This window comes from Mesorhizobium sp. M2A.F.Ca.ET.046.03.2.1 (assembly GCF_003952425.1).
In the GTDB taxonomy this organism is placed as follows: Bacteria; Pseudomonadota; Alphaproteobacteria; order Rhizobiales; family Rhizobiaceae; genus Mesorhizobium.
Map to the genome: position 1 here is coordinate 4322856 of NZ_CP034449.1, position 24969 is coordinate 4347824.

General features: G+C 64.2%; 24 protein-coding genes and 1 tRNA gene. 7 read left to right on the forward strand and 18 right to left on the reverse strand.

The features are described from left to right. Nucleotides 1-9: 9 nt before the first annotated feature. The 5 genes from EJ072_RS20605 to EJ072_RS20625 all read right to left on the reverse strand — a co-directional run bounded on the left by EJ072_RS20605 (nt 10) and on the right by EJ072_RS20625 (nt 3436). Nucleotides 10-759, reverse strand: coding sequence for an electron transfer flavoprotein subunit beta/FixA family protein (locus tag EJ072_RS20605; protein WP_126081055.1), 750 nt, complete (start codon nt 757-759; stop codon nt 10-12). 162 nt (nt 760-921) lie between these two features. Continuing rightward, nucleotides 922-1731: a rhomboid family intramembrane serine protease gene (locus EJ072_RS20610; RefSeq protein WP_126081056.1), complete on the reverse strand. Its 810-nt coding sequence runs from the start codon at nt 1729-1731 to the stop codon at nt 922-924. Between the two features lie 21 nt (nt 1732-1752). Continuing rightward, nucleotides 1753-2334 carry a cob(I)yrinic acid a,c-diamide adenosyltransferase gene (locus tag EJ072_RS20615; protein ID WP_126081057.1) on the reverse strand — a complete coding sequence of 194 codons (582 nt, stop codon included), beginning with the start codon at nt 2332-2334 and terminating at the stop codon, nt 1753-1755. Between the two features lie 18 nt (nt 2335-2352). Then, nucleotides 2353-2544 (reverse strand): twin transmembrane helix small protein, encoded by a 192-nt coding sequence (locus tag EJ072_RS20620; RefSeq protein ID WP_042641360.1) that lies wholly within the window; start codon nt 2542-2544, stop codon nt 2353-2355. Nucleotides 2545-2569: 25 nt separating this feature from the next. Further along, on the reverse strand, nt 2570-3436 hold the full coding sequence (locus EJ072_RS20625) for an SDR family oxidoreductase (RefSeq protein ID WP_126081058.1): 867 nt from the start codon (nt 3434-3436) through the stop codon (nt 2570-2572). Nucleotides 3437-3494: 58 nt separating this feature from the next. Between EJ072_RS20625 and EJ072_RS20630 the strand changes: the two genes are divergently transcribed. After that, nucleotides 3495-4346, forward strand: coding sequence for a YihY/virulence factor BrkB family protein (locus tag EJ072_RS20630; protein ID WP_126081059.1), 852 nt, complete (start codon nt 3495-3497; stop codon nt 4344-4346). A gap of 118 nt (nt 4347-4464) precedes the next feature. On the opposite strand, the gene EJ072_RS20635 is transcribed toward EJ072_RS20630, so the two are convergent. Beyond that, on the reverse strand, nt 4465-5367 hold the full coding sequence (locus EJ072_RS20635) for a DMT family transporter (protein ID WP_126081060.1): 903 nt from the start codon (nt 5365-5367) through the stop codon (nt 4465-4467). Nucleotides 5368-5522: 155 nt separating this feature from the next. On the opposite strand from EJ072_RS20635, the gene EJ072_RS20640 reads away from it, so the two are divergent. Beyond that, a complete protein-coding gene (locus EJ072_RS20640) occupies nt 5523-5810 on the forward strand; it encodes a hypothetical protein (protein ID WP_126081061.1) in 288 nt (95 codons plus the stop codon). Here the strand turns inward: EJ072_RS20640 and gluQRS are convergent. Continuing rightward, nucleotides 5807-6679 (reverse strand): tRNA glutamyl-Q(34) synthetase GluQRS, encoded by an 873-nt coding sequence (gluQRS, locus tag EJ072_RS20645; RefSeq protein ID WP_126081062.1) that lies wholly within the window; start codon nt 6677-6679, stop codon nt 5807-5809. The genes EJ072_RS20640 and gluQRS overlap by 4 nt on opposite strands. Before the next feature lie 89 nt (nt 6680-6768). On the opposite strand from gluQRS, the gene EJ072_RS20650 reads away from it, so the two are divergent. Both EJ072_RS20650 and EJ072_RS20655 read left to right on the forward strand, forming a co-directional pair. Beyond that, the gene (locus EJ072_RS20650) at nt 6769-7428 is read left to right on the forward strand and encodes a DNA-3-methyladenine glycosylase (RefSeq protein ID WP_126081063.1); all 660 of its coding nucleotides are present in this window, start codon (nt 6769-6771) and stop codon (nt 7426-7428) included. Between the two features lie 110 nt (nt 7429-7538). Continuing rightward, nucleotides 7539-8096, forward strand: a complete 558-nt coding sequence (locus EJ072_RS20655) for an HNH endonuclease (protein ID WP_027167440.1) — start codon at nt 7539-7541, stop codon at nt 8094-8096. A 167-nt stretch (nt 8097-8263) separates the two neighbouring features. Here the strand turns inward: EJ072_RS20655 and EJ072_RS20660 are convergent, their stop codons facing one another. Both EJ072_RS20660 and EJ072_RS20665 read right to left on the reverse strand, forming a co-directional pair. Then, nucleotides 8264-8782, reverse strand: coding sequence for a disulfide bond formation protein B (locus EJ072_RS20660; protein WP_126081064.1), 519 nt, complete (start codon nt 8780-8782; stop codon nt 8264-8266). A 25-nt stretch (nt 8783-8807) separates the two neighbouring features. Next, nucleotides 8808-9395: a YqaA family protein gene (locus EJ072_RS20665; RefSeq protein WP_042641375.1), complete on the reverse strand. Its 588-nt coding sequence runs from the start codon at nt 9393-9395 to the stop codon at nt 8808-8810. Nucleotides 9396-9729: 334 nt separating this feature from the next. On the opposite strand from EJ072_RS20665, the gene EJ072_RS20670 reads away from it, so the two are divergent. Continuing rightward, nucleotides 9730-9814 (forward strand) — tRNA-Leu (locus tag EJ072_RS20670). Between the two features lie 152 nt (nt 9815-9966). On the opposite strand, the gene EJ072_RS20675 is transcribed toward EJ072_RS20670, so the two are convergent. From EJ072_RS20675 to EJ072_RS20700, 7 genes are all read right to left on the reverse strand, one after another. After that, a complete protein-coding gene (locus EJ072_RS20675; protein ID WP_126081065.1) occupies nt 9967-10992 on the reverse strand; it encodes an ABC transporter transmembrane domain-containing protein in 1026 nt (341 codons plus the stop codon). A gap of 489 nt (nt 10993-11481) precedes the next feature. Continuing rightward, nucleotides 11482-12642, reverse strand: a complete 1161-nt coding sequence (locus EJ072_RS20680; RefSeq protein ID WP_126081066.1) for a YncE family protein — start codon at nt 12640-12642, stop codon at nt 11482-11484. 72 nt (nt 12643-12714) lie between these two features. Continuing rightward, a complete protein-coding gene (locus EJ072_RS20685) occupies nt 12715-13995 on the reverse strand; it encodes a GNAT family N-acetyltransferase (protein ID WP_126081067.1) in 1281 nt (426 codons plus the stop codon). Then, complete coding sequence (locus tag EJ072_RS20690) at nt 13995-15398, reverse strand: lipopolysaccharide biosynthesis protein (protein ID WP_126081068.1); 1404 nt, start codon at nt 15396-15398, stop codon at nt 13995-13997. The genes EJ072_RS20685 and EJ072_RS20690 overlap by 1 nt, the downstream gene beginning before the upstream one ends. Nucleotides 15399-15769: 371 nt before the next feature. Next, nucleotides 15770-16216: a hypothetical protein gene (locus EJ072_RS20695; protein ID WP_245467372.1), complete on the reverse strand. Its 447-nt coding sequence runs from the start codon at nt 16214-16216 to the stop codon at nt 15770-15772. A gap of 175 nt (nt 16217-16391) precedes the next feature. Beyond that, nucleotides 16392-16541, reverse strand: a complete 150-nt coding sequence (locus tag EJ072_RS36080) for a hypothetical protein (RefSeq protein WP_189343061.1) — start codon at nt 16539-16541, stop codon at nt 16392-16394. A gap of 112 nt (nt 16542-16653) precedes the next feature. After that, entirely contained in the window at nt 16654-16926 is a 273-nt protein-coding gene (locus EJ072_RS20700) for a DUF4242 domain-containing protein (protein WP_126081070.1), read from the reverse strand. A 323-nt stretch (nt 16927-17249) separates the two neighbouring features. Here EJ072_RS20700 and EJ072_RS20705 point away from each other — a divergent pair, with 323 nt between their 5' ends. After that, nucleotides 17250-19835, forward strand: a complete 2586-nt coding sequence (locus EJ072_RS20705) for a LuxR family transcriptional regulator (protein ID WP_126083696.1) — start codon at nt 17250-17252, stop codon at nt 19833-19835. 512 nt (nt 19836-20347) lie between these two features. Here the strand turns inward: EJ072_RS20705 and secA are convergent. Next, nucleotides 20348-23080 (reverse strand): preprotein translocase subunit SecA, encoded by a 2733-nt coding sequence (secA, locus tag EJ072_RS20710; protein ID WP_126081071.1) that lies wholly within the window; start codon nt 23078-23080, stop codon nt 20348-20350. Nucleotides 23081-23342: 262 nt separating this feature from the next. Here secA and EJ072_RS20715 point away from each other — a divergent pair, with 262 nt between their 5' ends. Continuing rightward, the gene (locus tag EJ072_RS20715) at nt 23343-24263 is read left to right on the forward strand and encodes a peptidylprolyl isomerase (protein WP_126081072.1); all 921 of its coding nucleotides are present in this window, start codon (nt 23343-23345) and stop codon (nt 24261-24263) included. A gap of 58 nt (nt 24264-24321) precedes the next feature. Here EJ072_RS20715 and EJ072_RS20720 read toward each other — a convergent pair whose 3' ends face one another. After that, nucleotides 24322-24915 carry a TetR/AcrR family transcriptional regulator gene (locus EJ072_RS20720; protein WP_126081073.1) on the reverse strand — a complete coding sequence of 198 codons (594 nt, stop codon included), beginning with the start codon at nt 24913-24915 and terminating at the stop codon, nt 24322-24324. Nucleotides 24916-24969 lie beyond the last annotated feature (54 nt).

A 24969-nucleotide genomic window follows, 5' to 3' on the forward strand; every position in this document is an offset into this window, starting at 1 on the left:
CCCGATCGCTTAGAGCACGCCGGCTTCGTTCTTCAGCTTCTCGACCAGCTCGGCCACCGACTTCACCTTGACGCCCGCCTTGCGGCCGCCCGGCTCCTCGGTCTTGATCACCTTGAGGCGCGGCTTGACGTCGGCGCCGAAGTCGGCCGGGCTCTTCTCGTCGAGCGGCTTCTTCTTCGCCTTCATGATGTTGGGCAGCGATGCATAGCGCGGCTGGTTGAGGCGAAGGTCGGCGGTGACGATCGCCGGCATCTTCAGTTCGACCGTCTGCAGGCCGCCGTCGACCTCGCGCGTCACCTTGGCATGATCGCCGGCAAGCTCGACCTTGGAGGCGAAGGTGCCCTGCGACCAGCCAAGCAGCGCCGCCAGCATCTGGCCGGTCTGGTTCGAATCGTCATCGATCGCCTGCTTGCCGAGGATGACGAGGCCGGGCTTCTCCGCCTCGACCACGCCCTTCAGCACCTTGGCGACGCCGAGCGGCTCGGTCTGCTCGTCAGTCTTAACCAGAATGGCCCGGTCGGCGCCCATGGCGAGCGCGGTGCGCAGCGTTTCCTGCGCCTGCTGCGGGCCGACCGAGACGACGATGATCTCTTCCGCCTTGCCGGCTTCCTTGATGCGGATCGCTTCCTCGACCGCGATCTCGTCGAACGGGTTCATCGCCATCTTGACATTGGCGAGCTCGACGCCGAGTCCGTCGGCTTTCACCCGGACCTTGACGTTGGCATCCACAACCCGCTTCACGGGCACAAGGATCTTCATTTTCCTGTCACCTCTCCTGAGATAGTCGGGGCGCTATAGCAGCGTACGCCCTGTCAGAGTTGTCGAAAGCCGACATTACGGGCGGAATATCCGCCCAGCGGTGCCGTTTCCGTAGTGGCGGCAAATCCGCGCGTCAATATCCCACGAGGCACCCAAATCGGTTCAGTCCCGAGGCGTCGCTGCTCCACGGCCCCATTGCGACCCCGGCTGCGCCGGGGTGCCGTCGCTCGCGGCGGGCTCGACGGGGACAGGCGGCTGCTGGATGTTCGGCGTCGGGTCCGGCTCGCCGTCGGCGCCGGCCAGCAGCGGCACGCCGCGGCTGCGCAGCACCAGCACCAGCACGAATCCGGCGAGGATGCCGCCGATATGGCAGGCCCAGGAAATCCGGTCCTCTCCGCCGGCGGCGAACATCACGATCTGGAACAGGATCCAGAGGATCAGCGGGATGAAGGCCGGAATGCGCAAGGGGATGCGGGCAAAGGCCAGCACCCAGACTTTCACGCGAGGGTAGAGAATCAGATAGGCGGTGACGACGCCGGCAATGGCGCCGGACGCGCCGATCAGCGGCACCTGCGAATCCCAGGCCACCAGCCCCTGGAAGAAAGCGCCGGCGACAGCGCAGGCCAAGTAGAAGATCAGGTAGCGTATGTGGCCGAGCGCATCCTCGACATTGTCGCCGAACACCCACAGGAACAGCATGTTGCCGCCTAGATGGAAAATGTCGGCGTGCAGGAAGGAATAGGTGAGATAGCTGAGGCTTTCGGGTATGACGACGAATTCAGGCGACAGCTCGACCTTGTGGTGGACCACCGAGGGAATGAAGCCGAGGCCGAGAACCGCGGCATTGGTGAAGTTCTCACCGCCAAGCGTGGTCGCCAGATAGACCAGCGCATTCACCACCATCAGACCGATCGTCACATATTGCAGACGGATGTGGCGCAGCCTGTTGGTGTCGTAAAGCGGGATGAACATCGGACCCTCCCGCCCCTGGATTCAGCGGTTCTTGCCGGGAACCCATAGCACGTCGGCCTTTCCATTGTCATTGACCGCACGGGCGGCAACGAACAGGAAATCCGAGACGCGGTTGACGTATTTGAGCGCCTCGCGGTTGACATGCTCGGTCGGATCCTGGGCCAGCGCCACCATCAGGCGCTCGGCCCTGCGCGCCACGGTGCGGGCCAGATGGAGCGCGGCCGCGGCCGGCGTGCCGCCGTTCAGCACGAAGGATTTCAGCGGCTGCAGGTCCTTGTTGAGGAGGTCGATGTCCTGTTCGACGCGGCCGGTCTGGGCGGCGACGATACGCAGCGGCTCGTATTCCAGGGGCTTGCCGCCGTCGGGCACGGCGAGGTCGGCTCCCAGATCGAACAGATCGTTCTGAATGCGCGACAGCATGGCCTCGATCGCGGGATGTTGGCCGGCGGTATGGATGCGGGCCATGCCGATGCAGGCATTGGCCTCGTCGACCGTGCCATAGGCGTCGACGCGCAGGTCGGATTTCAGCCGCCGCTCGCCGGTGCCGAGCCCGGTGGTGCCGTCATCGCCGGTGCGGGTGTAGATCTTGTTGAGCTTGACCATAACGTCCCCAAAAGACCTCTATTTGCGCGTGAAATAGACCACCAGCAACAGCAGCGCCAACGCCACGGCCTGCAGCATCACACGGGCTTGCATCAGCTTGTTCGAGGTGACGCCGGAGCCGCCGCGCATCATGTTGATCAGGCCGCGAACCAGCACGATCAGCACGGCCGCCATCGCGATGACGGCGAGAATCTTCAAGACGATGACCATCTGGCTGGCTCCGGTTCAGTTTCGGTCAGGCGCGCCTGGCGAGCACGCGGTACAGCATTGACGCCGGCAGGATGCGTTTGAGTGCCGCGCCGATCCTGGCCGGCACCGTTACCACATAGTGCGGGCGCGGGCGCTGTGACAGAAGCGCGTGGCGGAGCGCGTTGTGCACGACCTCCGGCCCGGGCTTCAGCTTCGACACGCTGCCGCCGGCCTGGAGCCGGGCGAGCTGCGCCTGATAATCCGCGCGGTGGACGGACTTTTCGACATCGATGTTCTTCAGGAACCAGGGCAGGCCATTGCTGGCGATCTTCGACGTCACCGGTCCCGGTTCGATGAGGGAAAGGTGGATGCCGCTGCCGTCGAGTTCCTGGCGCATGCACAGCATCAGGCCTTCGATGGCGTGCTTGGATGCCGAATAGGCGCCGCGGAAGCGGACAGGCGCCAGTCCGAGGATCGAGGAGCAATGGACGAGACGGCCGTGCCCCTGGCGACGCATGACCGGCATGACGCGCCGGGTGAGATCATGCCAGCCGAAGAAATTGGCCTCGAACTGCTCGCGCAGCGCTGCGACCGGCAGGTCCTCGACGGCGCCGGGCTGAGCGTAGGCGCCGTTGTTGAACAGCGCGTCCAGCGTGCCGCCGGTGCGTTCAAGCACCGCCTCGACCAGCGCGGCGATGGATTCCGGCTCACGATAATCGAGATAGAAGGCCTCCAGGCCGTCGGCCTCGAGCACGGCTATGTCGGCCGGCTTGCGCGCCGTTGCGAAGACCCGCCAGCCCTCCGCCTTCAGCGCCCGCGCGCAATACGCGCCGATGCCGGAGGAGGCCCCGGTGACGATGACGGTGCGCAATTCTTTCGCGACGGTGGACGTTGTCTGACCTGGGGTTGCCATTTGCTGCAATCACTTCCCATATTCGCGGCGTCGACACAATCGAGCGGAGCGCGGGTCCTTGCTCAGGAATATCGTCGCCGTCAAGCGCGTGCTCTACGATGCGATCGGCCATTTCAACAATGACGACGGCTGGGCGATGGCCAGCCATCTCGCCATCACCTCGCTGATGGCGTTGTTTCCGTTCCTGATCTTCGCCACGACACTGGCCAGCTTCCTCGGCGCGCAGGCGTTCTCGGACACGGCGGTGCATCTCGTCTTCGACACCTGGCCGGAGCAGATCGCCAAGCCGATCGCGCGCGAGGTGCAGAACGTTCTCACCGTCAGGCGAACCGACCTTTTGACCTACGGCGTCGTGCTTGCCGCCTATTTCGCGTCGAACGGCATCGAGGCGCTGCGCACCTCGCTCAACCGGGCCTATCGTGTCACCGAAACGCGCGGCATCATCCACCGCAGGGTGCAAAGCATCATTTTCGTGCTGATCGCCACGGCCTGTTTCCTGGCCGTCAGCGTGCTTCTGGTGTTCGCCCCTCTGCTGGCCAGGCTGGCGGAGGCGCATCTCGAATGGATCAAGCCCTATATGGGCACCATCACGCTGTGGCGTTACGTCGTCGCCTCCACCGTCATCGTCATCGGGCTGTTCTCGGTGCATATCTGGCTGCCGGCCGGCAAGCGCCGCTTTGTCTCGATCATACCGGGCATCGTCTTCACGCTGATCGCCTGGCTCGCCGGCTCGACCATCTTCGCCACCTATCTCGATCATTTCTCGTCCTACGTGACGACCTATGCGGGGCTCGCCTCGATCATGATCGCGGTGGTTTTCCTCTACATCATCTCGGCGATCTTCATCCTCGGCGGCGAGCTCAACGCCGCCATCAGCCGCTATCTGGAGGCGCGTGCGCGCGTCGGGTGAGTTGCGTCGGTAGAGGAATTGAAGAAATGAAGAATTGAGGAATTGAAGAAAAAGCGATCCGGCGCTGCCGGCTTCTTCTTCAGTTCTTCAGTTCTTCAGTTCCTCAGTTCTCCGTTCTTCAATTCTTCAATTCCTCAATTCCCCTTCCCTTCCCTTGCCTGCCCGCCGTCGCCAGGCCTACGCCAAGGGTCGCGATCGCCATGCCGGCGATCTGCAGCAGATTGAGCTGCTCGTCGAAAAGCATCCAGGCGATGACCGCGGTCACGGCGGGCACGAGGTAGAACAGCGAAGCGACCTTCGACATCTCGCCGTCCCTGATCATCACCATCAACAGGAAGATGGCGCCGACCGACAGCACCAGGACCAGCCAGGCCATGGCAAAGATCAGCTCGCCATTGACGGTGACGGCGCGCGTCTCGAAGGCGAGCGAGCCCAGGATCATCACGGCGGAGCCGCCGACATACTGCCACATCGTCGCCGACACCAGGTCGCCGCCGGAAGCATAGCGTTTCTGCCAGATGGTGCCGGCGCTCATGCCAAGCACCGAGACGAGCGAGGCGGTCAATGTTGCCGCGGTCACGCCGCCGCCGACCGCTCCGAGCTTCGGCCACAGCACAATGACGACGCCCACAAGCCCGACAGCGAGCCCGGCCCAATGGCGGGGCAGGATCGCCTCGCCGAGGAATCTGCCGGCGAGCACGGCGGTGATCAGCGGCTGCAGGCCGACGATCAATGCCGAAAACCCTGCCGGCATGCCCCGGTGGATCGCCCAGAAGACGGCGCCGAGATAGACGCCATGCATGAGGACGCCGGCCATCGTCGCATGCAACGCCTCGTCGCGCGTCGCCGTGCGCGAGCCAAGCAGCACGGCGAGGCCGGCAAACAGGATCGCCGCTATGACGAAGCGGATGGCAAGGAACGTAAAGGGCTCGGCCCAGGGCATGGCGTAGCGCGCGCCGATGAAGCCTGTCGCCCACAGAACGACGAAGGAGGCGGGAATGAGCCGCTTGATGCTCTGCATGGGTGGGAGGCTGCCGGGGTGAACGGTTGATGACGGCAATTGCTCTAATGCCGTTCAATCCGGCAAGCAAAACGAAACGGTTGATCCATAAGCTAAGTCGAATTCAACAAACCGTGCCAAGAGGGGCATGGCGCGTCGGCGCGCCATGGGTGGGCATGTTTTTGCATCTCGACACGACCTGGCTGTTGTTCGCCTTCCTGATCATTGCCGGCTTCGGTTTCTTCTTCGGCACGGCGCTCGACGCGATCATGAAGGAGAGCGGGTTTGGCCCGACCGGCAACACGCTGCTGTTCATCTTCGGCTTCTTTGCCGCGGTGACGGTCGCCGGCAAGCATGGCATCAGCCTGAGCGACCTCAGGCTGGCGGTTGCCTGTGGGCTCGGCGGCGCCTTTGCCTTCATCAGCGTGCTGGCACTGATCAAGGCCGGGATGGCGCGACTTTAATCAAACTCGACAAGCCGCCTGACGTCCTGCGACGACATGCCCGCCTCGCGAAGCGCGGCAAGACCGGTGTCCTTGAAGCTCTTGGACAGTTTCCTGCCGTCCGGACCAAGGATCAGGCGGTGGTGGAAATAGCGCGGCTGCGGCAGGCCGAGCAGTTCCTGCAGCAGGCGCTGCACGCCGGTCGCCGCATAGAGGTCCTGGCCGCGCACGACATGGCTGACGCCCTGCAGCGCGTCGTCGAGGACGACGGCAAGATGATAGCTGGTCGGGATGTCGCGGCGGGCGACGATGACGTCGCCCCAGGCCTGCGGTTGCGCTTCGATCGCTCGTGTCGCCGACATCGTCTCATCGGTGAATTCGGTCCATGACAGGTCGGCGGTGACGCGCATCCTTGCCACTTCGACGTCGAGCCGCCAGGCGAAGGGCATGTTCTCGGCGATCCGTCGCTTGCGCTCCCTGGCTGGCAGGGCCTTGTCGAGCGGCGGGTAGAGCGGCACGCCGTCAGGATCGCGCGGCCAGTCGCGGCCGCCTCTCTCGGCGATGAAGGCGCGGATCTCGCCCCGGCTCATGAAGGCCGGATAGACCAGTTCCTCGGCGACCAATCGGTCGAGCACCGCCTGGTATTCGGCAAAATGTTCCGACTGGCGACGCACCGGCTGTTCCCAGCGCAATCCCAGCCATTCGAGGTCGCGGAAAATGCCGGTCTCGAATTGCGGCGTGCAGCGGGCGATGTCGATATCCTCGATGCGCAGCAGCAGCCGTCCGCCGACCTGCGTCGCCATCTGCTGGTTCAGCAGGGCCGAATAGGCATGGCCGAGATGCAGTTCGCCATTCGGGCTCGGCGCGAAGCGGAATGTCAGGAGCGTCATCTCTCGGGCGGCGTTCGGGTTGAAAGGTGCTTTCGCCGGTTGGTATTTAGCCTCCATTGCCATTTCGCGGGCGTCCTGGGAACAAGAACGTGCAACGCATCGCCTCGCTCGACGACATTGCGACTGGGCTCGACGCGCTCTGCCGAATCGATCCGCGGTTGGAGACGGTGCGCGGCAAGGCGGGCGAGGTGCCGCTTCGGCTGTCGGAGCGGGGGTTTCGAAGCCTGGCCTCGATCATCGTTTCGCAGCAAGTTTCCCGCGCCAGCGCCGACGCCATTTTTGGCCGTCTGGTCAAGCTAGTCGATCCGCTGACGCCGCAGGCGATCCTCGCCGCCGGCGGGGACATATTCCGCGAGGCCGGTCTGTCGCGGCCGAAACAGCGCGGGCTGCTCGCGGTCGCGCAAGCCGTTGCCGGCGGGCTCGATCTCGATCACCTGTGCACCCTGGACGCCGGCGAGGCGATCGCCGCGATGACGGCCGTGCCCGGCATCGGCCCATGGACGGCCGAATGCTATCTGTTGTTCGCCGCCGGCCATCCGGACGTCTTCCCCGCGCGCGATGTCGCGCTGCAGACGGCGGTCGGCCATGCGCTCGGCATCGACCCGCGTCCGCCGGAGAAAATGCTGATCCGGCTGGCCGAATCATGGAGCCCCTGGCGGGGTGTCGCGTCGCGGCTTTTTTGGGCCTACTATCGTGAACTGAAGGGCAGGGACGCGGCGCCTCCCGTCGAAATGGCCAATAAAGCATGAAAATCATGCGTTTTTGAGAGTTTCGGCGAGAGACAATCCGCTTCACATCCCTGTCATGTCGGGCTTACAGTATCCGCGCCGTTCGGTTTGGAATGTAGGAGGCGAAGGACGTGACGGTTGCCGTATCTCCGGATGGGCTTCCCGCGCTGGTGCTGAATGCGGACTACCGCCCGCTCAGCTATTACCCCCTGTCGCTCTGGTCGTGGCAGGACGCCATCAAGGCTGTCTTCCTCGACCGGGTCAACATCGTCGCAGAATACGAGCACGCCGTCTCCTCGCCGACCTTCTCGATGAAGCTGCCGAGCGTGGTCAGCCTCAAGGCCTATGTGAAGCCGTCCCGGCATCCCGCCTTCACCCGCTTCAACGTGTTCCTGCGCGACCGTTTCCAGTGCCAGTATTGCGGCACGCCGGAGGATCTGACCTTCGACCATGTCATCCCGCGCCATCGCGGCGGGGCGACGACCTGGGAGAATGTCGTCGCCGCCTGCTCGCCCTGCAATCTTCGCAAGGGCGGCATGATGCCGGCGCAGGCCAAGATGTGGCCGCTGCAGAAGCCCTACCAGCCGACGGTGCACGACCTGCACAACAACGGCCGCCTGTTCCCGCCCAACCATCTGCATGAAAGCTGGATGGATTATCTCTACTGGGATGTCGAGCTGGAACCTTAGAGTTCGGCAGAAATCCGCGAGCCCGGCCGTCTGCCGCAGCTTTCTGCGCTTCCGGTGCTCACGTACTTAAGTACGCTCCGCTCCGGTTCTCGAAAGCCGCGCCAGCCAATCCGGGCTGGCGAATTTCTGGACGAACTCTCCGCCGTGCCGTTCGATAGAAAATTGGCTCAGTCGCGGGATAACGCGCTGCGGAAGGCGACGGCGGCCAGCACGAGGCTGGCGATAGCGTTCCAGCCGGCGAGCGAGAGACCGAGGACGCGGAGCGCCGCCTTGTCGCAGGAGGGCGGCACGAATTTGTCGAGCGCGTCGAGCACGCCCTTGCCGCCGGTGTCGACCGGGCCGGCGCCCGCCGTGCAGTCGGTCGGGCCGGCCCACCAATGCCATTCGACGCCGGAGTGGTAGACGCCGAGATAGAGGCCGTAGAGCATCAGCAAGCCGCCGATCCCCAGCAGGCCGCGCGTAGCCCAGGCCGGCGCATGAAGCATCGAGGCGATTACCGCCAGCAGCATCAGCGGCGCGCCGACATAATAGGGCGTGCGCTGCTCGAGGCAGAGGTGGCAGGGGATGTAGCCGCCGATATATTGGAAAGCCAGCGCCGAGCCGACGGTCGCGGCCATGGCGACGGCGAGAAAAAGCGCCGCGCGCGTGCGCTGGCGTCCGGTGTCGGCATTCATGGTCGCTGTCATCTAATCGGATCCGTTTGTTGCGTCGCTATCCGTGGGCGTATCTGACGAGGATATAGAGCAAAATCAGGGCAGCCGCGCCGGCGCCGACGATCAATCCCAATCGCTTTTCGATGAACTCCCGGATCGATTCACCATAGCGGCGCAACAGCCAGGCCAGCAGCAGGAAACGCGCGCCGCGCGCCACGATGGCCGAGACGACGAAGACAAGAATGTTGACGTGAAGCGCGCCGGCCAGAATGGTGACCACCTTGATCGGCGGCAGGTGCGCAGCGCCGGATGTGACGAGCAGCACGAGCATCAGCCCGGTGCCTGACGACTGCCACCTCTCGAAGGTGTCGAGGCCGCCGAAATGCTCCAGGATCGGCCGCGCTATCGTGTCGTAGGCATAGTAGCCGATCAGCCAGCCGGCAATGCCGCCCAGCACGGAGGCAACCGTGGCGGTCAGGGCGTAGCGATAGGCGCGATCAGGCCGCGCCAACGCCATGGGCAGGAACAGCACGTCGGCCGGTATGAAGAACACGGAGCTTTCGACGAAGGCGATGAAGGCCAGCCACCATTCGGCGGATTTGCGCGCCGCCAGCGACAGGGTCCAGTCGTAAAGTCCGCGAAGCATCGGCTCTCCTAATGCGGTCGACACAATTCCGGACGGAAAACCGCAGCGCGCTTTTCCTGGAATTGCTCTGATCAATGTCACCCGGGACGCTTGGCGGTTTTGGGCAACGGCAGGCAGGAAGACAAGGACCCAAAGCGCCGCATCCAGCTTCCGGATGCGAGGCGCTCAATGCTTCGCCTGTCTAGAAAGATTTTCCGCGCCGCACAATGTCTGCGTCGCCACGAGGCCGAAGGGTGGGCGATGCCGCCGGTTGCGCGGGCAAATCCGCAACAGGCCAGTTGACGAACACCCATCCGCCCGTATAGTCCGCGCCCATCCAGGCCGCCCGGCCTGAGCCCCTATGGCGGAATTGGTAGACGCGCTCGACTCAAAATCGAGTTCCGCAAGGAGTGCTGGTTCGATCCCGGCTAGGGGCACCACTACCTTCATGCAGGTGTTGACGTATTTTACCGTCGGGTCGACCGGCGCAGGGCGCTTAACAAAAGCAAGACCGTCACCCACGGGCGCCAATAGTTTACCAACCATCGGCTTGCGCTTGCGGAGCACCGGTTCCGGCAACAGGCCGGCAAGATCATCGATCTATTCTGTGCGCGGAATGTCCGGTTTGCGCGGGATGATCGCCGTCAACCCACTGGACGATCATCCGGAATTGCACTTTCGCTTGCGAATAGGAGCGATAGAAGTCGAGAAGTTCCCCTGTGGGTTCCGACAAGCGTTGGAAGCCCGAAATAAAGGCGACGACCGTGCCGATCGTCGTCTGCCCGCGGATCACAAGATAGCCGCCAACGATCAGGACCATCAGGGACCCCGCCGCGTTGGCTATATTCAGCAACGTCTTCAGCCCGAATTTCAACAAATAGAATTCGATGCGGGTGCTGAAGATCGTGCGTATGGTGCGAAAGGCGGCTCGGCGCTTCGTCGAGTGGCTGGCGAAGGAATTGACTGCTTGGTTGCCAAGCTTTCGGACCAGCGCGACCTGCCGCTCCACGAGTGTGTTCAGGTCCTTCTGCATATAAAGCGCAAGCAGGATTTGCGGCAGGAGTGACAGGCCGCTGACCAGAGCGATCACCGGCTGCATGTAGGTCATGTAAAATGCGACGGAGACCATCAGCGTGACGTTGACCACGCAATCAGAGATGCTGGTGCCGACAAATCCGCCAACATAGTCGATCTCGTTGCCGATGATGCCGGCGGTCTGACCACTCCTTGCGTGCTCGCGCGCGGACCTTTGCGTGGCGACGAGAGCGAGTTGGTCGCGGGCCGTCTTCACCACGCTCTCTCCGACCCAGCCTTGATAGACGATCAGTGCGTATTTCAGGCCCGCATGCAGGAGTATAGCCCCAAGATAAAGGCCGCCGAGCATCAGCAGCCCCCGTACGTCCTTGTCGGCAATTGCCACATCGACGACCCGTCTCTGCAGGTCGATGGGTAGAAAGTTGGCCAAGGCAACCGAAATTGCGATCACGCTGACATAGACCTGTTGCATGCCGCTGGCGCGCCGGACAAAACTGGGAAACTTCTCGCCAGGGCGCATCGCGTCGGCCATCGGCTCAAACGGGGCGAAGCGCCGCGCAATTGTCGCGAAAATTCCGCTCACCTTTGGTGCGCCTCCGTCGTATCCATTTCCGATCCAACCGATCAGAGCAACGCACCCTGTCGGTGACCTGCTGAACAGGCAGCCTCTGTCAGGCCCGGGACTGCCGCCCGGTCATGCTTTTTGCCAGCCCACGCCACATGAGGAGGCTGAGTTCTCTATCTTCACGGATTGATAGCGAAGAAGGCCGCGAGCCCCTTTGATCGGCATCAAGGCCAGGGGAATTTACGATCCGAGCTGAACCAGGCAGGCTGCGCGATAGATACGCTGGAGAGGTCAGAGCCGTCCGTGTCGATATTTTGAAGTATGCGTTTCAGGCTTGGAACGATCGGCGCGAGCGTGGCAGGCATTTGGCGCGCACATCATAAGCTGCAATTCCCGCTTCCCGACATTCAGACGCTCTGCAAAATGGCAGGCGTGACGTTCAAAGGATCGTGCAGGTCGACTACACAATGCCGGCTGCGTTGAGTCTATTGGCGGCGTCCAGCCTCCCTACCGCATATTGCCCGTATGCCCTTGCGAGTAGCGCCCCGGCTGCGGCCATACGGTGAGCCCATGCGGCTCTAGGCCGACGCGGATTTTCGTCACGGCGCCGCTCGTCGTGTCGATCATATACACGTCGCTGTCGAAGCGGCCGGAGAGCCATAGCTGCTTGCCGTCGGCGCTGACATTGCCCATGTCGGGGCTGCCGCCGCCGGGGATCGGCCATTGCGCGACCACGGCGCGGGTGGCGAAGTCGATCACCGTCACGCTGCCCGGACCCTTGGCCTTGCCCTGCTCCATTTTGTGCGAGCCGCGGTTCGAGACATAGAGCCGCTTGCCGTCGCGGCTGACGACGAAGCCGTGCGTGCCGATGCCGGTGGGGATGAAGCCGATTTCCTTGAAACTGTCGCCGTCGATCAGGAATACGCCGTCATTCATCATGTCGGCGACGTAAAAGACCTTGCCGTCGGGCGACAGGCGGATGTCCTGCGGCATGCCCATCCTGGACAGGTCGAGATGGCCGAGCACCTTCTGGTTCTTCAGGTCGATCTTGGCCAGGCCGCCATCGCCATATTCGCAGGTGAAGATCGCATAGGAGCCGTCGACCGAGAAATCGGCATGGTTGATGCCAAGGCAGGTCGGCGTCGGCAGGCTCGATTTCAGCGCCATGGTGTGCGGGTCGCGGAAATCGAGCTGCTGCAATGCCTCGTCGACGACGATGGCCGCGCTGCCGTCCGGCATGAAATAGAGGTTGTAGGGATCGTCGACCGGGACCTGCTGGCCGGGCTTGGCGGTCATCGGGTCGATCGGCGTCAGGCTGCCGTTTTTGCCGGTGCCGTTGTTGGCAACCCACAGCGTCTTCAAATCCCAGGACGGCACGACGTGCTGCGGCTTGCTGCCGACTTTGAAGCGGTCGACTTCCTTGAGCGTTACGCTGTCGATCACCGAGACGCTGTTGGAAGAGCGGTTGGGCACATAAACGCGCGGCAGGGCGCCTGCCGTGGCGGGGCTCAGATGGCCGAGCGTGGTCTGGCTGTAGATGTTGATCGGGGGAGGCGGCGCATCGGAGCAATCCTCCGGGCAGGTGTCGGCCGAGGCTCGATCCGGAAACATGGCGAGCGGGACAAGCGGCGCACAAAGGCGAGCGAAGCGCAGGACAGTATCGATCATTTGGAAGTGCTTTGTAGTGAAGGCCGGCCGGGCTCGGCCGCCGCAAGCCATAGCCGGTGTTTCGCCACCCATCTAGCGCCTTTTCAACAGGCTCCGCATGCGGTTGCGCAGCAGGCGCGCCATGTTGCGGGTCTCGCGATAGAGGTGCAGTTGCGAGGCCGCCTGGCGGGCCAGCCGGTCGGCGTCCGGCGTCAGCCCGACCACCAGCGTGCCCATCGGCTTGCGCTCGCTCCACAGGCGGCTCATCACCGGATGGTCCGGAACCGCGCAGGAATCGGTCATGACGATGTTGGGATCGTCGAGATGCTGCTTGGTCACCTCGATCATCAGCAGCGTGCCCGGCGAATAGTCGGAGAGCGTCTCGTCATAGGCCGTCTTCCAGGTGTAGGCGACGCCGGCCTCGACGAAGACAACCAGGCAGCCGATGGCGCGGCCATCGAGCGTCAAGAGATGGATGCGGCACATGTCCTGCTCGGCCAGCCGGTGCACGGCCTCGCGGGCGAAGGCGGCGCGGTAGCGGTCGATCGCCATGGCGGTGCGCTCGCGGCCCTTCCAGCCGGCGGCCTCCAGCGTCAGGAAGCTTTCGATGGCATGGCGGATCTCGTCCGGCCCGCGCGCCACGATGTGCTCGAGCTTGCCGAGGTCGGCAAGGCGCCGCTTCAGCCGGCGAAATTCGCGATAGTGATGCGAACGCAGCGACGCCTTGAGGTAGTCCTCGCCGTCGGCGTCGCTTTCAAGCACCGGGCGCTCGACCCTGCCGGTGGTCACCAGGGTCAGGCCGCGGCTGTCGGCGAAGGAGGTCAGCAGGCTCGCCACCGGGCCGTCAAGGCGCATGTCGGGCAGCACGAAGACTTTTGGCAGCTTGAGATGCGGCCGCGACAGCATCGAGAAGAAATCCTCGATGACGCCGATCGGATCGTCGCGGTCGACCAGCGGCGTGCCGAGCGGGCCGAACGGGCTTGACCACGTGCGCATCACCGGGACGCCGAGCGGCATCGCCGGCCGCTCGACCGAGAAGGGCACCAGAAGGCGCAACCGGTCGCGGTATTCGTCGCCGTCGCGGATGACGGCCAGCCGCACCTCGCGGTCCTCCAGCCGGGGCATCGCCGGGGCCAGGAAGCGCGGGTTGAAGAAGACATTAGGCTCGACCGTGCGGGCGCTGAGATAGTCGAGTTCCTCGACAAGGTCGAAGCCGGCCGAGGCCGGGTAGATGGCGAGCTTGCGTTCCGGCCTGTTGCTGGCGAAGAGCTCGATATGGGCAGGGTCGACCTCGCGCGCCAGGCCGGCAAGGTTGGAGACCATGGCGCCGGCGGGGCCGCCGCTGGTCTCTTCGAGCAACGGGACGGCGGCCATCAGGCAATTTCCTTCTTTGCAGGCACGAAGATCGCCATCACGATGCCGAGCTTGCGCCAGACGGTGAAGGAGAGCGCGCCGGCCTCGAACACCATGGCGAGGCTTGTGGCCATCGCCGCGCCCCAGAGGCCGAATAGCGGGATCAGCAGCACGTTGAGGCCGATGTTGAGGGCGAGCGTCATGGCATAGACGGCGGCGCAGATGTTCTGGTTGCCGCTCATGGTGAGCAGGCTTTCGCAGGGGCCGACGGCGGCGCGCGCCACGACGCCCAGCACAAGCAGGAAGAGCAGCGGATAGCCGGCGGTGAATTCGGGACCGAACAGCACCAGCATCGGCTCGCCCAGCGCCAGCACCAGCAGCGCCATCAAAAGCGAGGGCCAGAAAGTCCAGGACACGGTCTCGCGGGCGAAGGCGGCAAGCCTGTCCGGCTCGCCATGGGTGAATTGCGCATAGCGCTGGGCAACACCGGCCTTGACCGCGAAATAGACGAAATGCACCAGCGCCAGCGTCTTCACGGTCGCGAAATAGACGGCGACATCGTTGGGCGGGAGGTAGGCGCCCACCATCAGCACGTCGGCATTGGTGAGCAGGAAGAAGAAGCCCTCGACCAGGAAGATCGGCAGCGAGACAAGGATCCATTGCCCGAAATGCACCGTCATCGGCCCGGGCGGGACTTTCTTGTCCATGCGAGAGGTGACGGCCATCAGCTGGCCGAGCGTCGTGACATAAGTGGCGGCGATCGAGGCGAAGATCGCGGTCTTGGCGTCCGGCACATAATGCAGGCCAAGCATCAGCGCCATGAAAGCCAGGATCAGCACCGGCCGCACCAGATAGGTGGGCGAGAGCGCCAGCAGCGCCCAGGAATTGGCGCGCGCCAGCCCTTGCAGGAGGTCGCCGAGCGCGATCATCGGCAGGCAGATGACGCCGAGGATGAATGGGATGACGTAGTAGTTCTCGATCCAGTCCGAGGCGAGCCACACGCCAAGCGCGCCGAGACCGGCGATCAGCGTCGAGGCGACGAGCACGAACAGGCGGCTGGCAAGCACGATGCCGCGCAGCTCGGCCAGCATGCCGCGCTCGCGATACTCCGGAATGAAACGGATGACGGAGGTGTGGAAGCCAAGGCAGGCGAGATTGCCGACGATGACCATCGTCACCCAGACCAGCACCGAGATGCCGTATTCGAATGACCCCATCCAGCGCGCCATCAGCACCTGGCTGACAAAGGCGATCGAGGCGCTGATGATGCGGATGGAAAAGGCGATCAGCGACATGCGCCCGGCTTCGCCGCGCGCATCGGCGGTGAAGAGGATGGCATCGATGCGGCCAAGCAGCGGCCGCATGCGCAGCGCCCAGCGCTGCGGCAAGAACCGCCCGGCAGTCGTTGCCGCGGAAAAGCGCACCCAAAACTCTCCGTTTTCCGCCTTTTTCCAGCGTTCGGGTCTATCCGAAACACCTTAAGAAAGGGTGGGTGGAGAGCTTCCTTCTCCCCGTCACTATAGGGGGAGGTGAGGAGTGGTCCGCGCAGCGGACGAAAAGCCAATTGCTTGGCTTTTCGAATGACGAACGCCTGCAGGCGGATAAGGGGCAGCGCCGGCCACGGAAATTGGGATGAATGACGTGTCGAAGAGGTTCTTTGCGGAAGAGTTCCGAAACATAGTGATCATCTCCTGTCAGATAAGAGGGACGGCCAATCGCAATCGTTGGCGCCGCCCCTCATCCGGCCCTTCGGGCCACCTTCTCCCCGTGAAACGGGGAGAAGGAAGAGGCGCTCTTACATCCCCTTCATCGCATCGCACGAGACGCTCGGGTTCATGTCGGCGAAGGCGCCGGTCGGGTTCTGCTTCCAGGCCCAGACATGCAGCTCGTAGAACGGGCCGAGGCCGTAGCGGTTGGGCGCGGTGTTGAAGTTGAACAGATGGCCTTCGAGCGATGCCGGGCCTTTCGACGTGATGTATTCGACGGCGATCAGCCTCAGCGTGCCGTCGGCCATCGGCTCGTACATGACGGCTTCCGGCTTGGCGACGTCGACGGCATCGTCCTTCAGATAGGCGGCGTTGACGTAGTGGATGCCCATGGCGCCGCCGGTGAGGCCGCTGGCGCAGGGGATCGGCGCATAGCCTTCGGCCTTCGCCACCGCGACGTCCTCGAAGCGGCTGTCGAGCGCCCGCACCTTGTCGGCCAGCGGGTTGACGGTTTCGGCCATGGCGGCGCCCGCCATCAGCAGGGTGATCGCGGCAGAGGCGCCGACAAGGCACCTGGTCCAATTGCGAATGGTCATTTCATGTCTCCATGCGGTTGAGGCGCGCAACGGTGGGCCGGCCCGCCAAGGCCAACTCCGGGCGCCGGCGAAGCTTGTCGTTAAAAGGATGGATACTGATCCCTACGAGGCGGGATCAGCGGTGATGCCACCAATATTCCCAGTATTCGCGCGGCATCTCCCGCTCATCGAGGCCGATGTCGCGTCTCAGGTAATCGTCCTGAGGCGGCAGAAGGCGGCGCCGGTTTCGCAACGGCGAAAGCAGCGCCGACAAGGCCCGTCGCATGAAGCCGCGCCGTGGCGGGAGGTAATCCGCCGCGGCGGGTACACTCTCGCTGTCCGGCACGGCGTCAGGTCCGCCGGCGACGGGTATGGTCTGCCCGACACGGTCTTCCCCGTCAGCGATAAAAGTAGGGGTCGAGGACCCGCACCTCCGTGATCTTATCGACAGGAAGCGCATTCTTTTGCGCGGTGCTGCGGATCGCCTCCGGCGAGGGCGCGTCGTAGATGCAGAAGCTCTTGCCCTTGTCGGGCGAGACGAAGGATTGCACCCAGGTGACGCCTTTCTCGGCGTTGCGGGCGATGACGCCGCCCATCGCGGTGGCGCCGGCATCGTTCATCGGCACATGCAGGCCCTCCGGGAAGGTGCGTTCAACGAGATAACGTGGCACGATCGTCTTTCCTTTCGTGATTGGATTGCAAGTTTCCACGCAATTCCGGACGGAAGGCCACGGCGAAGTCGCCGAGCCAACCGCTACGCAGTTTTCCCGGAATTGCTCCGTGCTCGTTTCGAGCAAGGCGGATACCACCATTTCGGGAAAGGCCATGCATCGGAGCCATTCCCCATATTGCCCGGGACGATTCCCTATCTTTGGGACGTTTTATGTGGAAGATGGCACTTGAATGTGTGGAAAGTCACATTTTAGGACTGTCTCCCACGCTATCGCGGCGGCGATCCGCCACGATGGAATTTCAATTTCGCGAGAGAGCGATGATGCTTCTGGAACGGCAGCCGCAGCTGCAGCAGATGGATGCCCTGTTGGCGGACGCAATCGGGGGCCGCGGCCGCATCGTGGTCGTCTTGGGCGAGGCCGGCGCCGGCAAGACGGCGCTGGTCGAGGCGTTCGCGAGCCGGCTGGATGATGGCCTGACAATGCTTCGCAGCGCCTGCGAGGACCTCTCCATTCCCGATCCGCTGGGGCCTCTTCACGATCTGGCCCGCGACGCGCATTGGGAACTGCCGCGGGTGCTCGACGACCGCCAGGTGCAGCGGCTGCCCTTGTTTTCCGAGGCGCTCGACGTCTTCGAGGCGAAAGGCCCGTGCCTGCTCGTCATCGAAGACCTGCACTGGGCGGACGACGCGACGCTCGATTTCGTGCGCTTCCTCGGCCGGCGCATCGCCAACACCCACATCCTGCTTCTGATCACGGCGCGGACCGACCGCAGCGAAGGACAGATGCGCGTGCGCCGGGCGCTCGGCGAGATCCCGGCCGGCAATGTCGTGCGTATCGACGTGCCGCTGCTCAGCGAAAGCGCCGTGCTGTCGCTGGCCGCAACCGCCGAGCGCGACGGCGAGGCGATCTACCGGGCAAGCGCCGGTAACGCCTTCTTCGTCACCGAGCTGCTCGCCGCCGAAGGCGATGGCGCCTTGCCGGCAAGCGTGCGCGACGCCGTGCTGGCGCGCGCCGAAAAACTGTCGCCGGGCGCGCGCTCGATGCTCGACGCCGTCTCGGTGTTTCCGCGCCGCGCCGACGCCTGGGCGCTGAGCGGCCTTTGCGGGATTGCCGCCGCCGGCCAGCTCGCCGAATGCGTCGCCAACGGCCTGCTCGAGGATTTCGGCGACGGCTATGCCTTCCGGCACGAGATCGCCCGCACGGCCATCGAGATGGCGCTGACGCCAAGCAAACGGCGCGAATACAATGAACGCGCCCTGGCAGCCTTGCGCGAAAACCCGCAAGTGGCCACTGCCAGGTTGGTGCATCATGCCGTGGAAGCGCAGAACCTGGAGGTGGTGCGCGAGCTCGCGCCGGCGGCGGCGCGCGAGGCTTCGCGGGTCGGCGCGCATCGCGACGCGGTGGGCTATTACGAGGTTGCCCTGCGCTATGCGGATATGCTGCCGGTCGACAAGCGAGCCGAGCTCTATGAGGGCCATGCTTTCGAGTGCCACCTGATCGGCCGCGTCGAGGCGGCGATGGAAGCGCAGGGCCAGGCGCGCCAGTTGCGCCAGGCGCAGGGCGATCGGGTCAAGGAGGGCGACGGTCTACGCTGCCTGTCGCGCTTTGCCTACCTGCTCGGCGATCGCGAGGCCGCGGACCGGTTCGGAGCGCAGGCCGTGGAGCTTCTGGAGACAGCGCCTGACGGCCCTGAACTCGCCATGGCTTATTCCAACCTCTCGCAGCTGGCGATGCTCGCCGAACGGCTCGAGGACACGCTCATGCTCGGCGGCAAGGCCGTGGAGCTGGCGGAGCGGCTCAACCGGCCGGATATTCTGTGTCATGCGCTGAACAATGTCGGCGCCGCCGGGCAATGGCTGGACTTCGCCAAGGGGCGGCGCGATCTCGCCCGCAGCCTGGGAATCGCATTGTCGGGAAACTTCCAGGAACATGCGGCGCGCGCCTTCACCAACTGCGCCTGCGTCGAGATGAACAGGCTCAACTTCAAGGAGGCGTCCTCGTTGCTGGAGCGCGGCATCGGCTACTGCGTCGAGAACGATCTCGCGACATGGCGCGACTACATGCGCGGCGTGCAGGCGCAGCTGCTGCTGAGGCTCGGCCTCTGGGACGACGCCGCGGCGGTGGCGCATGAGGTTGTCGATGATGAAGCAACGACGCCGTTGGTACGCTATCCATCGCTCGTCGCGCTGGCACGCTTGCGCATCCGCCGCGGCGACCCGTCGGCTGAGCCGATCGTGGAAGAGATGAGGCAGTTCCTGGACAAGGGCATGGAACTGCAACGGCTTGTGCCTTTTGCCGAGGTGATGGCCGAGCTGGCGTGGCTGGGCGAGGGCGACAGGGATGAAGCGCTGCATCTGATCGCCCTTGCCGAAGGCCTCGCGCCGACGCGGGCGGTGTTCGGCGGGCTGGCGGCCTGGCGGCGGCTTTTGTTGCCGGAATGCGATCCCGGCGAGACCGACAGCATGGCCGAGCCGCATCGCCTGCAATTGATCGGCGACTGGCGCGCCGCCGCTGCGCTTTGGGCGAGGATGGGCGCCCCTTTCGAACGGGCGCTCGCCTTGCTGCAGGGCGACGAGGCCGCGCAGCGTGAAGCGCTGGATATTTTCGAGGCGCTCGGCGCAAGACCAGTAGCGCAGCATGTGCGCGGCCTGCTGCGGCAGAGCGGCGTGGGCCGTATTGCCAGAGGTCCAAGGCAGGCGACGCGCGCCAACCAGGCCGGCCTTACGCAGCGCCAGATGGAGGTCCTGCAGTTGATCGAACGAGGCTTCTCCAACAAGAAGATCGCCGCGCATATGGCGATCTCGCCGAAGACGGTCGATCACCACGTTTCGGCGGTGCTCGGGAAACTGGAAGCCGTCTCGCGCGGCGAAGCAGCGGCCGCGGCGCGCGCGTCGGGGCTGGTGTAAGGTTGGTGCGTTCCCCGACACAAGGATTTTGAAAAGTTGCCGTTTGTCTTGGTGCAAGATTCTCCGTTCATTTCCGTGAAATCAGCGCAACGCCGGAGATTGGTTGAAGCCGCCCCAACCGCGTCATTCTATGGCGGAGCAAGGAGCGAAGCGACGCGCGCAGACCATAGAATCCATTCCGTGACTTGGAAGCGTTGCTGCTGCGGCGCAGAGTTCTGCTCCGTTGCACGTCGAGGCGAAGATAACGGCATGGATTCCAGGGTCTTCGCGACGGAGCTTCGCTCCTGCTTCGCCCTGGAATGACGATCGCGATGGGCGTTTCGGCCAATCTCCAAGGCATGCCGCCTGCCGACGCAGAGGGAGCCGACCGGTCAAAATCCCTGTGCTGGGGAATTAGTTGCTAGGGAAGCCTGACTCGGCGTTCTACCGGGATCGCGGAATGGCGGCGCTGCCCCTCATCCGCCCTTCGGGCACCTTCTCCCCGTATAGTGACGGGGAGAAGGAAGACTGCGTCAGGCGAAGGCGCCGTGGCAGTGCTTGTATTTCTTGCCGGAGCCGCAGGGGCAGGCTTCGTTGCGGCCGACCTTGCCCCAGGTCGCGGGGTTCTTCGGGTCGCGGTTTTCCGGAGCGACAACGGTATTCGAATCCTGGCGCAGGAGAAGCGCGGTTTCGCCGCCCTGGAAATCGTCCTCGCCGGTGGAGCCGTCGATATGGCTGCCGAACATCTCGGGCGCCTCGGGCGGCGGCGCGTCCGCAGCCTCGCGCACCAGCTCGACGCGCATCAGCTGCGCGGTGACGGCTTGGCGCAAATTGCCCAGCATGCCCTGGAACAGCTCGAAGGCTTCGCCCTTGTATTCCTGCAGCGGGTCGCGCTGGGCGTAGCCGCGGAAGCCGACGACCGAGCGCAGATGATCGAGATTGACGATATGCTCGCGCCACAGATGATCGAGCGTCTGCAACACCACCGAACGCTCGACATAATTCATCACGTCGGGGCCGAAGCGATCGGCGCGCTCCTTGGCGGCGGCATCGGCCGCGGCCGTGATGCGCTCGCGGATGTCGTCCTCGGCGATGCCCTCTTCCTTGACCCATTCCTCGATCGGCAGGTCGAGGTTGAGGTATTGCCCCACCTCTTCCTTGAGGCCGGCGACGTTCCATTGCTCGGCATAGGCGTTTTCGGGGATGTTCTTGGCGACGATCTCCTCGATGACGCCTTCACGCATCTCGGTGATCGTCTCCGACAGGCCTTCGCCGTCCATCAGCTCGATGCGCTGCTCGAACACCACCTTGCGCTGGTCGTTCGAGACGTCGTCATACTTCAACAGATTCTTGCGGATGTCGAAGTTGCGCGCCTCGACCTTCTTCTGCGCCTTCTCCAGCGCCTTGTTGATCCAGGGATGGATGATCGCCTCGTCTTCCTTGAGGCCGAGCTTCTGCAGCATGCCGTCCATGCGCTCGGAGCCGAAGATGCGCATCAGGTCATCCTGCAGCGACAGGAAGAATTTCGAGCGGCCCGGATCGCCCTGACGGCCGGAGCGGCCGCGCAACTGGTTGTCGATGCGGCGCGATTCGTGGCGCTCGGTGGCCAGAACGTAAAGGCCGCCGGCGGCCAGCGCCTTTTCCTTCAGGCGTTCGACATCGTCGATGATGGCCTTTTCCCGCGCCTCGCGCTCGGGGCCGGCCGGCATGTCGCCAAGCTCCTCGGCGATGCGCATCTCGGCATTGCCGCCGAGCTTGATGTCGGTGCCGCGGCCGGCCATGTTGGTGGCGATGGTGATGGCGCCGGGCTTGCCGGCCTGGGCGACGATGGACGCCTCGCGCTCATGGTGGCGAGCGTTCAGCACTTCGAAGTCCTTGATGCCTTCCTTGCGCAGGCGCTCGGCCAGTTGCTCGGATTTCTCGATCGAGGTGGTGCCGACCAGGATCGGCTGGCCGCGGTCGCGCGCGTCCTTGATTTCCTTGACGATCGCCTTGTATTTCTCGTCGACCGTACGGTAGACCTCGTCGTCCTCGTCCTTGCGGGCGACCGGCAGGTTGGTCGGGATCTCGGTGACTTCGAGATTGTAGATGTTGGCGAATTCCTCGGCCTCGGTCAGCGCCGTGCCGGTCATGCCGGCGAGCTTCTTGTAGAGGCGGAAATAGTTCTGGAAGGTGACGGAGGCCAGCGTCTGGTTCTCCGGCTGGATCTGCACATGCTCCTTGGCCTCGAGCGCCTGGTGCAGGCCTTCCGAATAGCGGCGTCCTGGCATCATGCGGCCGGTGAACTCGTCGATGATGACGATCTCGCCGTTGCGCACGATGTAATCGCGATCCTTCTGGAAGAGCAGATGCGCCTTCAGCGCGTTGTTGACGTGGTGGACGATGGCGACATTCTCGACGTCATAGAGCGACTCACCTTTGAGCAAGCCCGCCGCTGTCAGCATGTTTTCGAGCTTCTCGGTTCCTTCCTCGGTGAAGATCGTCGTCTTCTGCTTCTCGTCGACCTCGTAGTCGGCCGGGCCGAGCTTCAGCATGAAGGCGTCGATGGTGTTGTACATTTCCGAGCGGTCCTCAAGCGGACCGGAAATGATCAGCGGCGTGCGCGCCTCGTCCACCAGGATGGAATCGACCTCGTCGACGATGGCGTAGGAGTGGCCGCGCTGCACCATCTGCGAGCGCTCATACTTCATATTGTCGCGCAGATAGTCGAAGCCGAGCTCGTTGTTGGTGGCGTAGGTGACGTCGCAGGCGTAGGCCTCGCGGCGCTCGTCGTCGGAAAGGCCGTGGACGATGATGCCGACGGTCAGGCCGAGGAATTTGTAGACGCGGCCCATCCATTCGGCGTCGCGCTTGGCGAGGTAGTCGTTGACGGTGACGACATGCACGCCCTTGCCGGCGAGCGCGTTGAGATAGACCGGCAAGGTGGCGACCAGGGTCTTGCCCTCGCCGGTGCGCATCTCGGCGATGCCGCCATTGTGCAGCACCATGCCGCCGATCAACTGGACGTCGAAAGGCCGCATGCCGAGCACGCGGCGGGCCGCCTCGCGCACCGTGGCGAAGGCCGGGACCAGCAGGTCGTCGAGCGAAGCGCCGTTAGCGAGATCCTGGCGGAATTTCTCCGTGCGCCCGGCAAGCTCGGCGTCGGAAAGCGCCCGCATCTCGTTTTCCATGGCGTTGATGGCCTCGACCCTAGGTCGGGTCGACTTGACGCGCCGGTCGTTGGAAGAACCGAAAACCTTACGGGCGAGACCGCCGAGACTGACCATCCAATGGTCCTTTCGATAGCAATTTTGGCCGTTTGCGACAGGCGCCTGGCGGGCCCATCAAATCCGCGTGAATGCGGACAAACGCAAAAAGCGCCCGGAAAACGGTTCTGGACGCCAAGTCGTTGGACAGATAAGAGGGGGCTCAATCGATGTCAACGCCGCGTTAGCCCTATGGGCAGCGCCAAATTCCGCCACAATTCGACTGATCTGGAACCCTTCCGCTCACGCGATCCTCATTGGCAATCCCATTGGAGTTATCTTGATGCCCCTGTCGTTCCGCCGCGCCTCGCTCGCCAGCCTCGGTCTGGCCTTCGGGCTCTCGGCTCTTAGCCTGTCGCCGCTGATGGCGCAGGAGACCAAGCCCGCGGATGCCACCGCGCCTGCCACCGCTCCCGCCGCGCCGGTCGATCCCAATGCCGTGGTCGCCACCATCAATGGCGAGAAGCTGACCGAGGCCGATCTTCAGCTCGCCGAAGGCGAACTCTCGCAGCAGTTCGCGCAGCTGCCGCCCGATCAGCGCCGCGCGGCCGCCCTTTCGGCGGCGATCGAAATCCGCGTCATGGCCAAGAAGGCGGTCGACAGCGGCCTTGACAAGGACGCCGACTTCCAGCGCCGCATGGCTTTCCTGCAGGCGCGCGCGCTGCATGGCGAGGTCGTCGAGAAGGAAGTGGTCGACAAGGTCACGGACGCCGAAGTCCGCGCCCGCTACGACCAGGAGATCGCCAACACGCCGCCAGTCAACGAAGTGCATGCGCGTCACATCCTCGTGAAGACGAAGGAAGAGGCCGAGGCGATCATCAAGCAGCTCGACGGCGGCGCCGACTTCCAGAAGCTCGCCAACGAACACACCAACGACCCCTCGGGCAAAACCAGTGGCGGCGATCTCGGCTGGTTCGGACCGGGCCAGATGGTGCCGGAATTCGACAAGGCGGCCTTCGCGCTCGACGTCGGCAAGTACACCAAGGAGCCGGTGCAGACGCAGTTCGGCTGGCACGTCATCAAGCTCGAGGACAAGCGCGCCAAGCAGCCGCCGGCCTTCGACGACGTCAAGGACCAGGCCAAGCAGGCGGTAATCCGCGACAAGTATTTCGCCATGGTGAAGGACCTGCGCGCCGCCGCCAAGGTCGAGATCTCGGACGAGAAGCTCAAGAAGGACGTCGACACGCTGGAAGCGGGCAAGTAATCCGCTGTCGGCCTGATTATCCTGAAAAGGGCGCCATGCGGCGCCCTTTGCTTTTGGCTCAGGCGGTCAGTATCCCCCGCGTGATGTAGCCAACGGCCGCGCGGATCGCCGCCACGTCCTCGTCGAGCCGTCCGGTCAGCAGATGCCGCCAGGCGTAGGACGCAATCAGATCGGCGACGATCCCGGCATCGACATCGGCCGCCACCTCGCCCCGCGCCTTGGCGCGCTCGATGATCCGGCCGGTATGGCTGCGGCGTTCCTTCGAATACTCGGCAAGCACGGCCGCGGCTGCCTCGTCCGACTGCGCCTCCGCGATCAGCGAGCTGTAGATGTTGCCCGACGGGGTGTCGCGCCAATGGGCGAAGAGATTTTCGAGAAAGCCGGCCAGGTCGTCCTCGACGTTTCCGGTGTCGGGTGTCTCGACATGCTTCTGCCTCTGGTAGATCTCGATCAGCAGCGCCGCCTTGCTTGGCCACCAGCGATAGATGGTCGGCTTTCCCGCCCGCGCCCGCCGGGCGACGGCCTCGATCGAAAAGCCGGCGTAGCCCGCCTCGCGCAGCACGGCTTCGGCCGCCTCGATGATGGCATCGGCGCTCTCTGGATTGCGTTTCGCGCCGATCGACTTGCGCCCGCGAGCGGCGGCTTCGCCCATCGATGTCTTCCTTAGCCGGTGAATCTGTCGTCGATCATATTGGCTTCGCGGGCG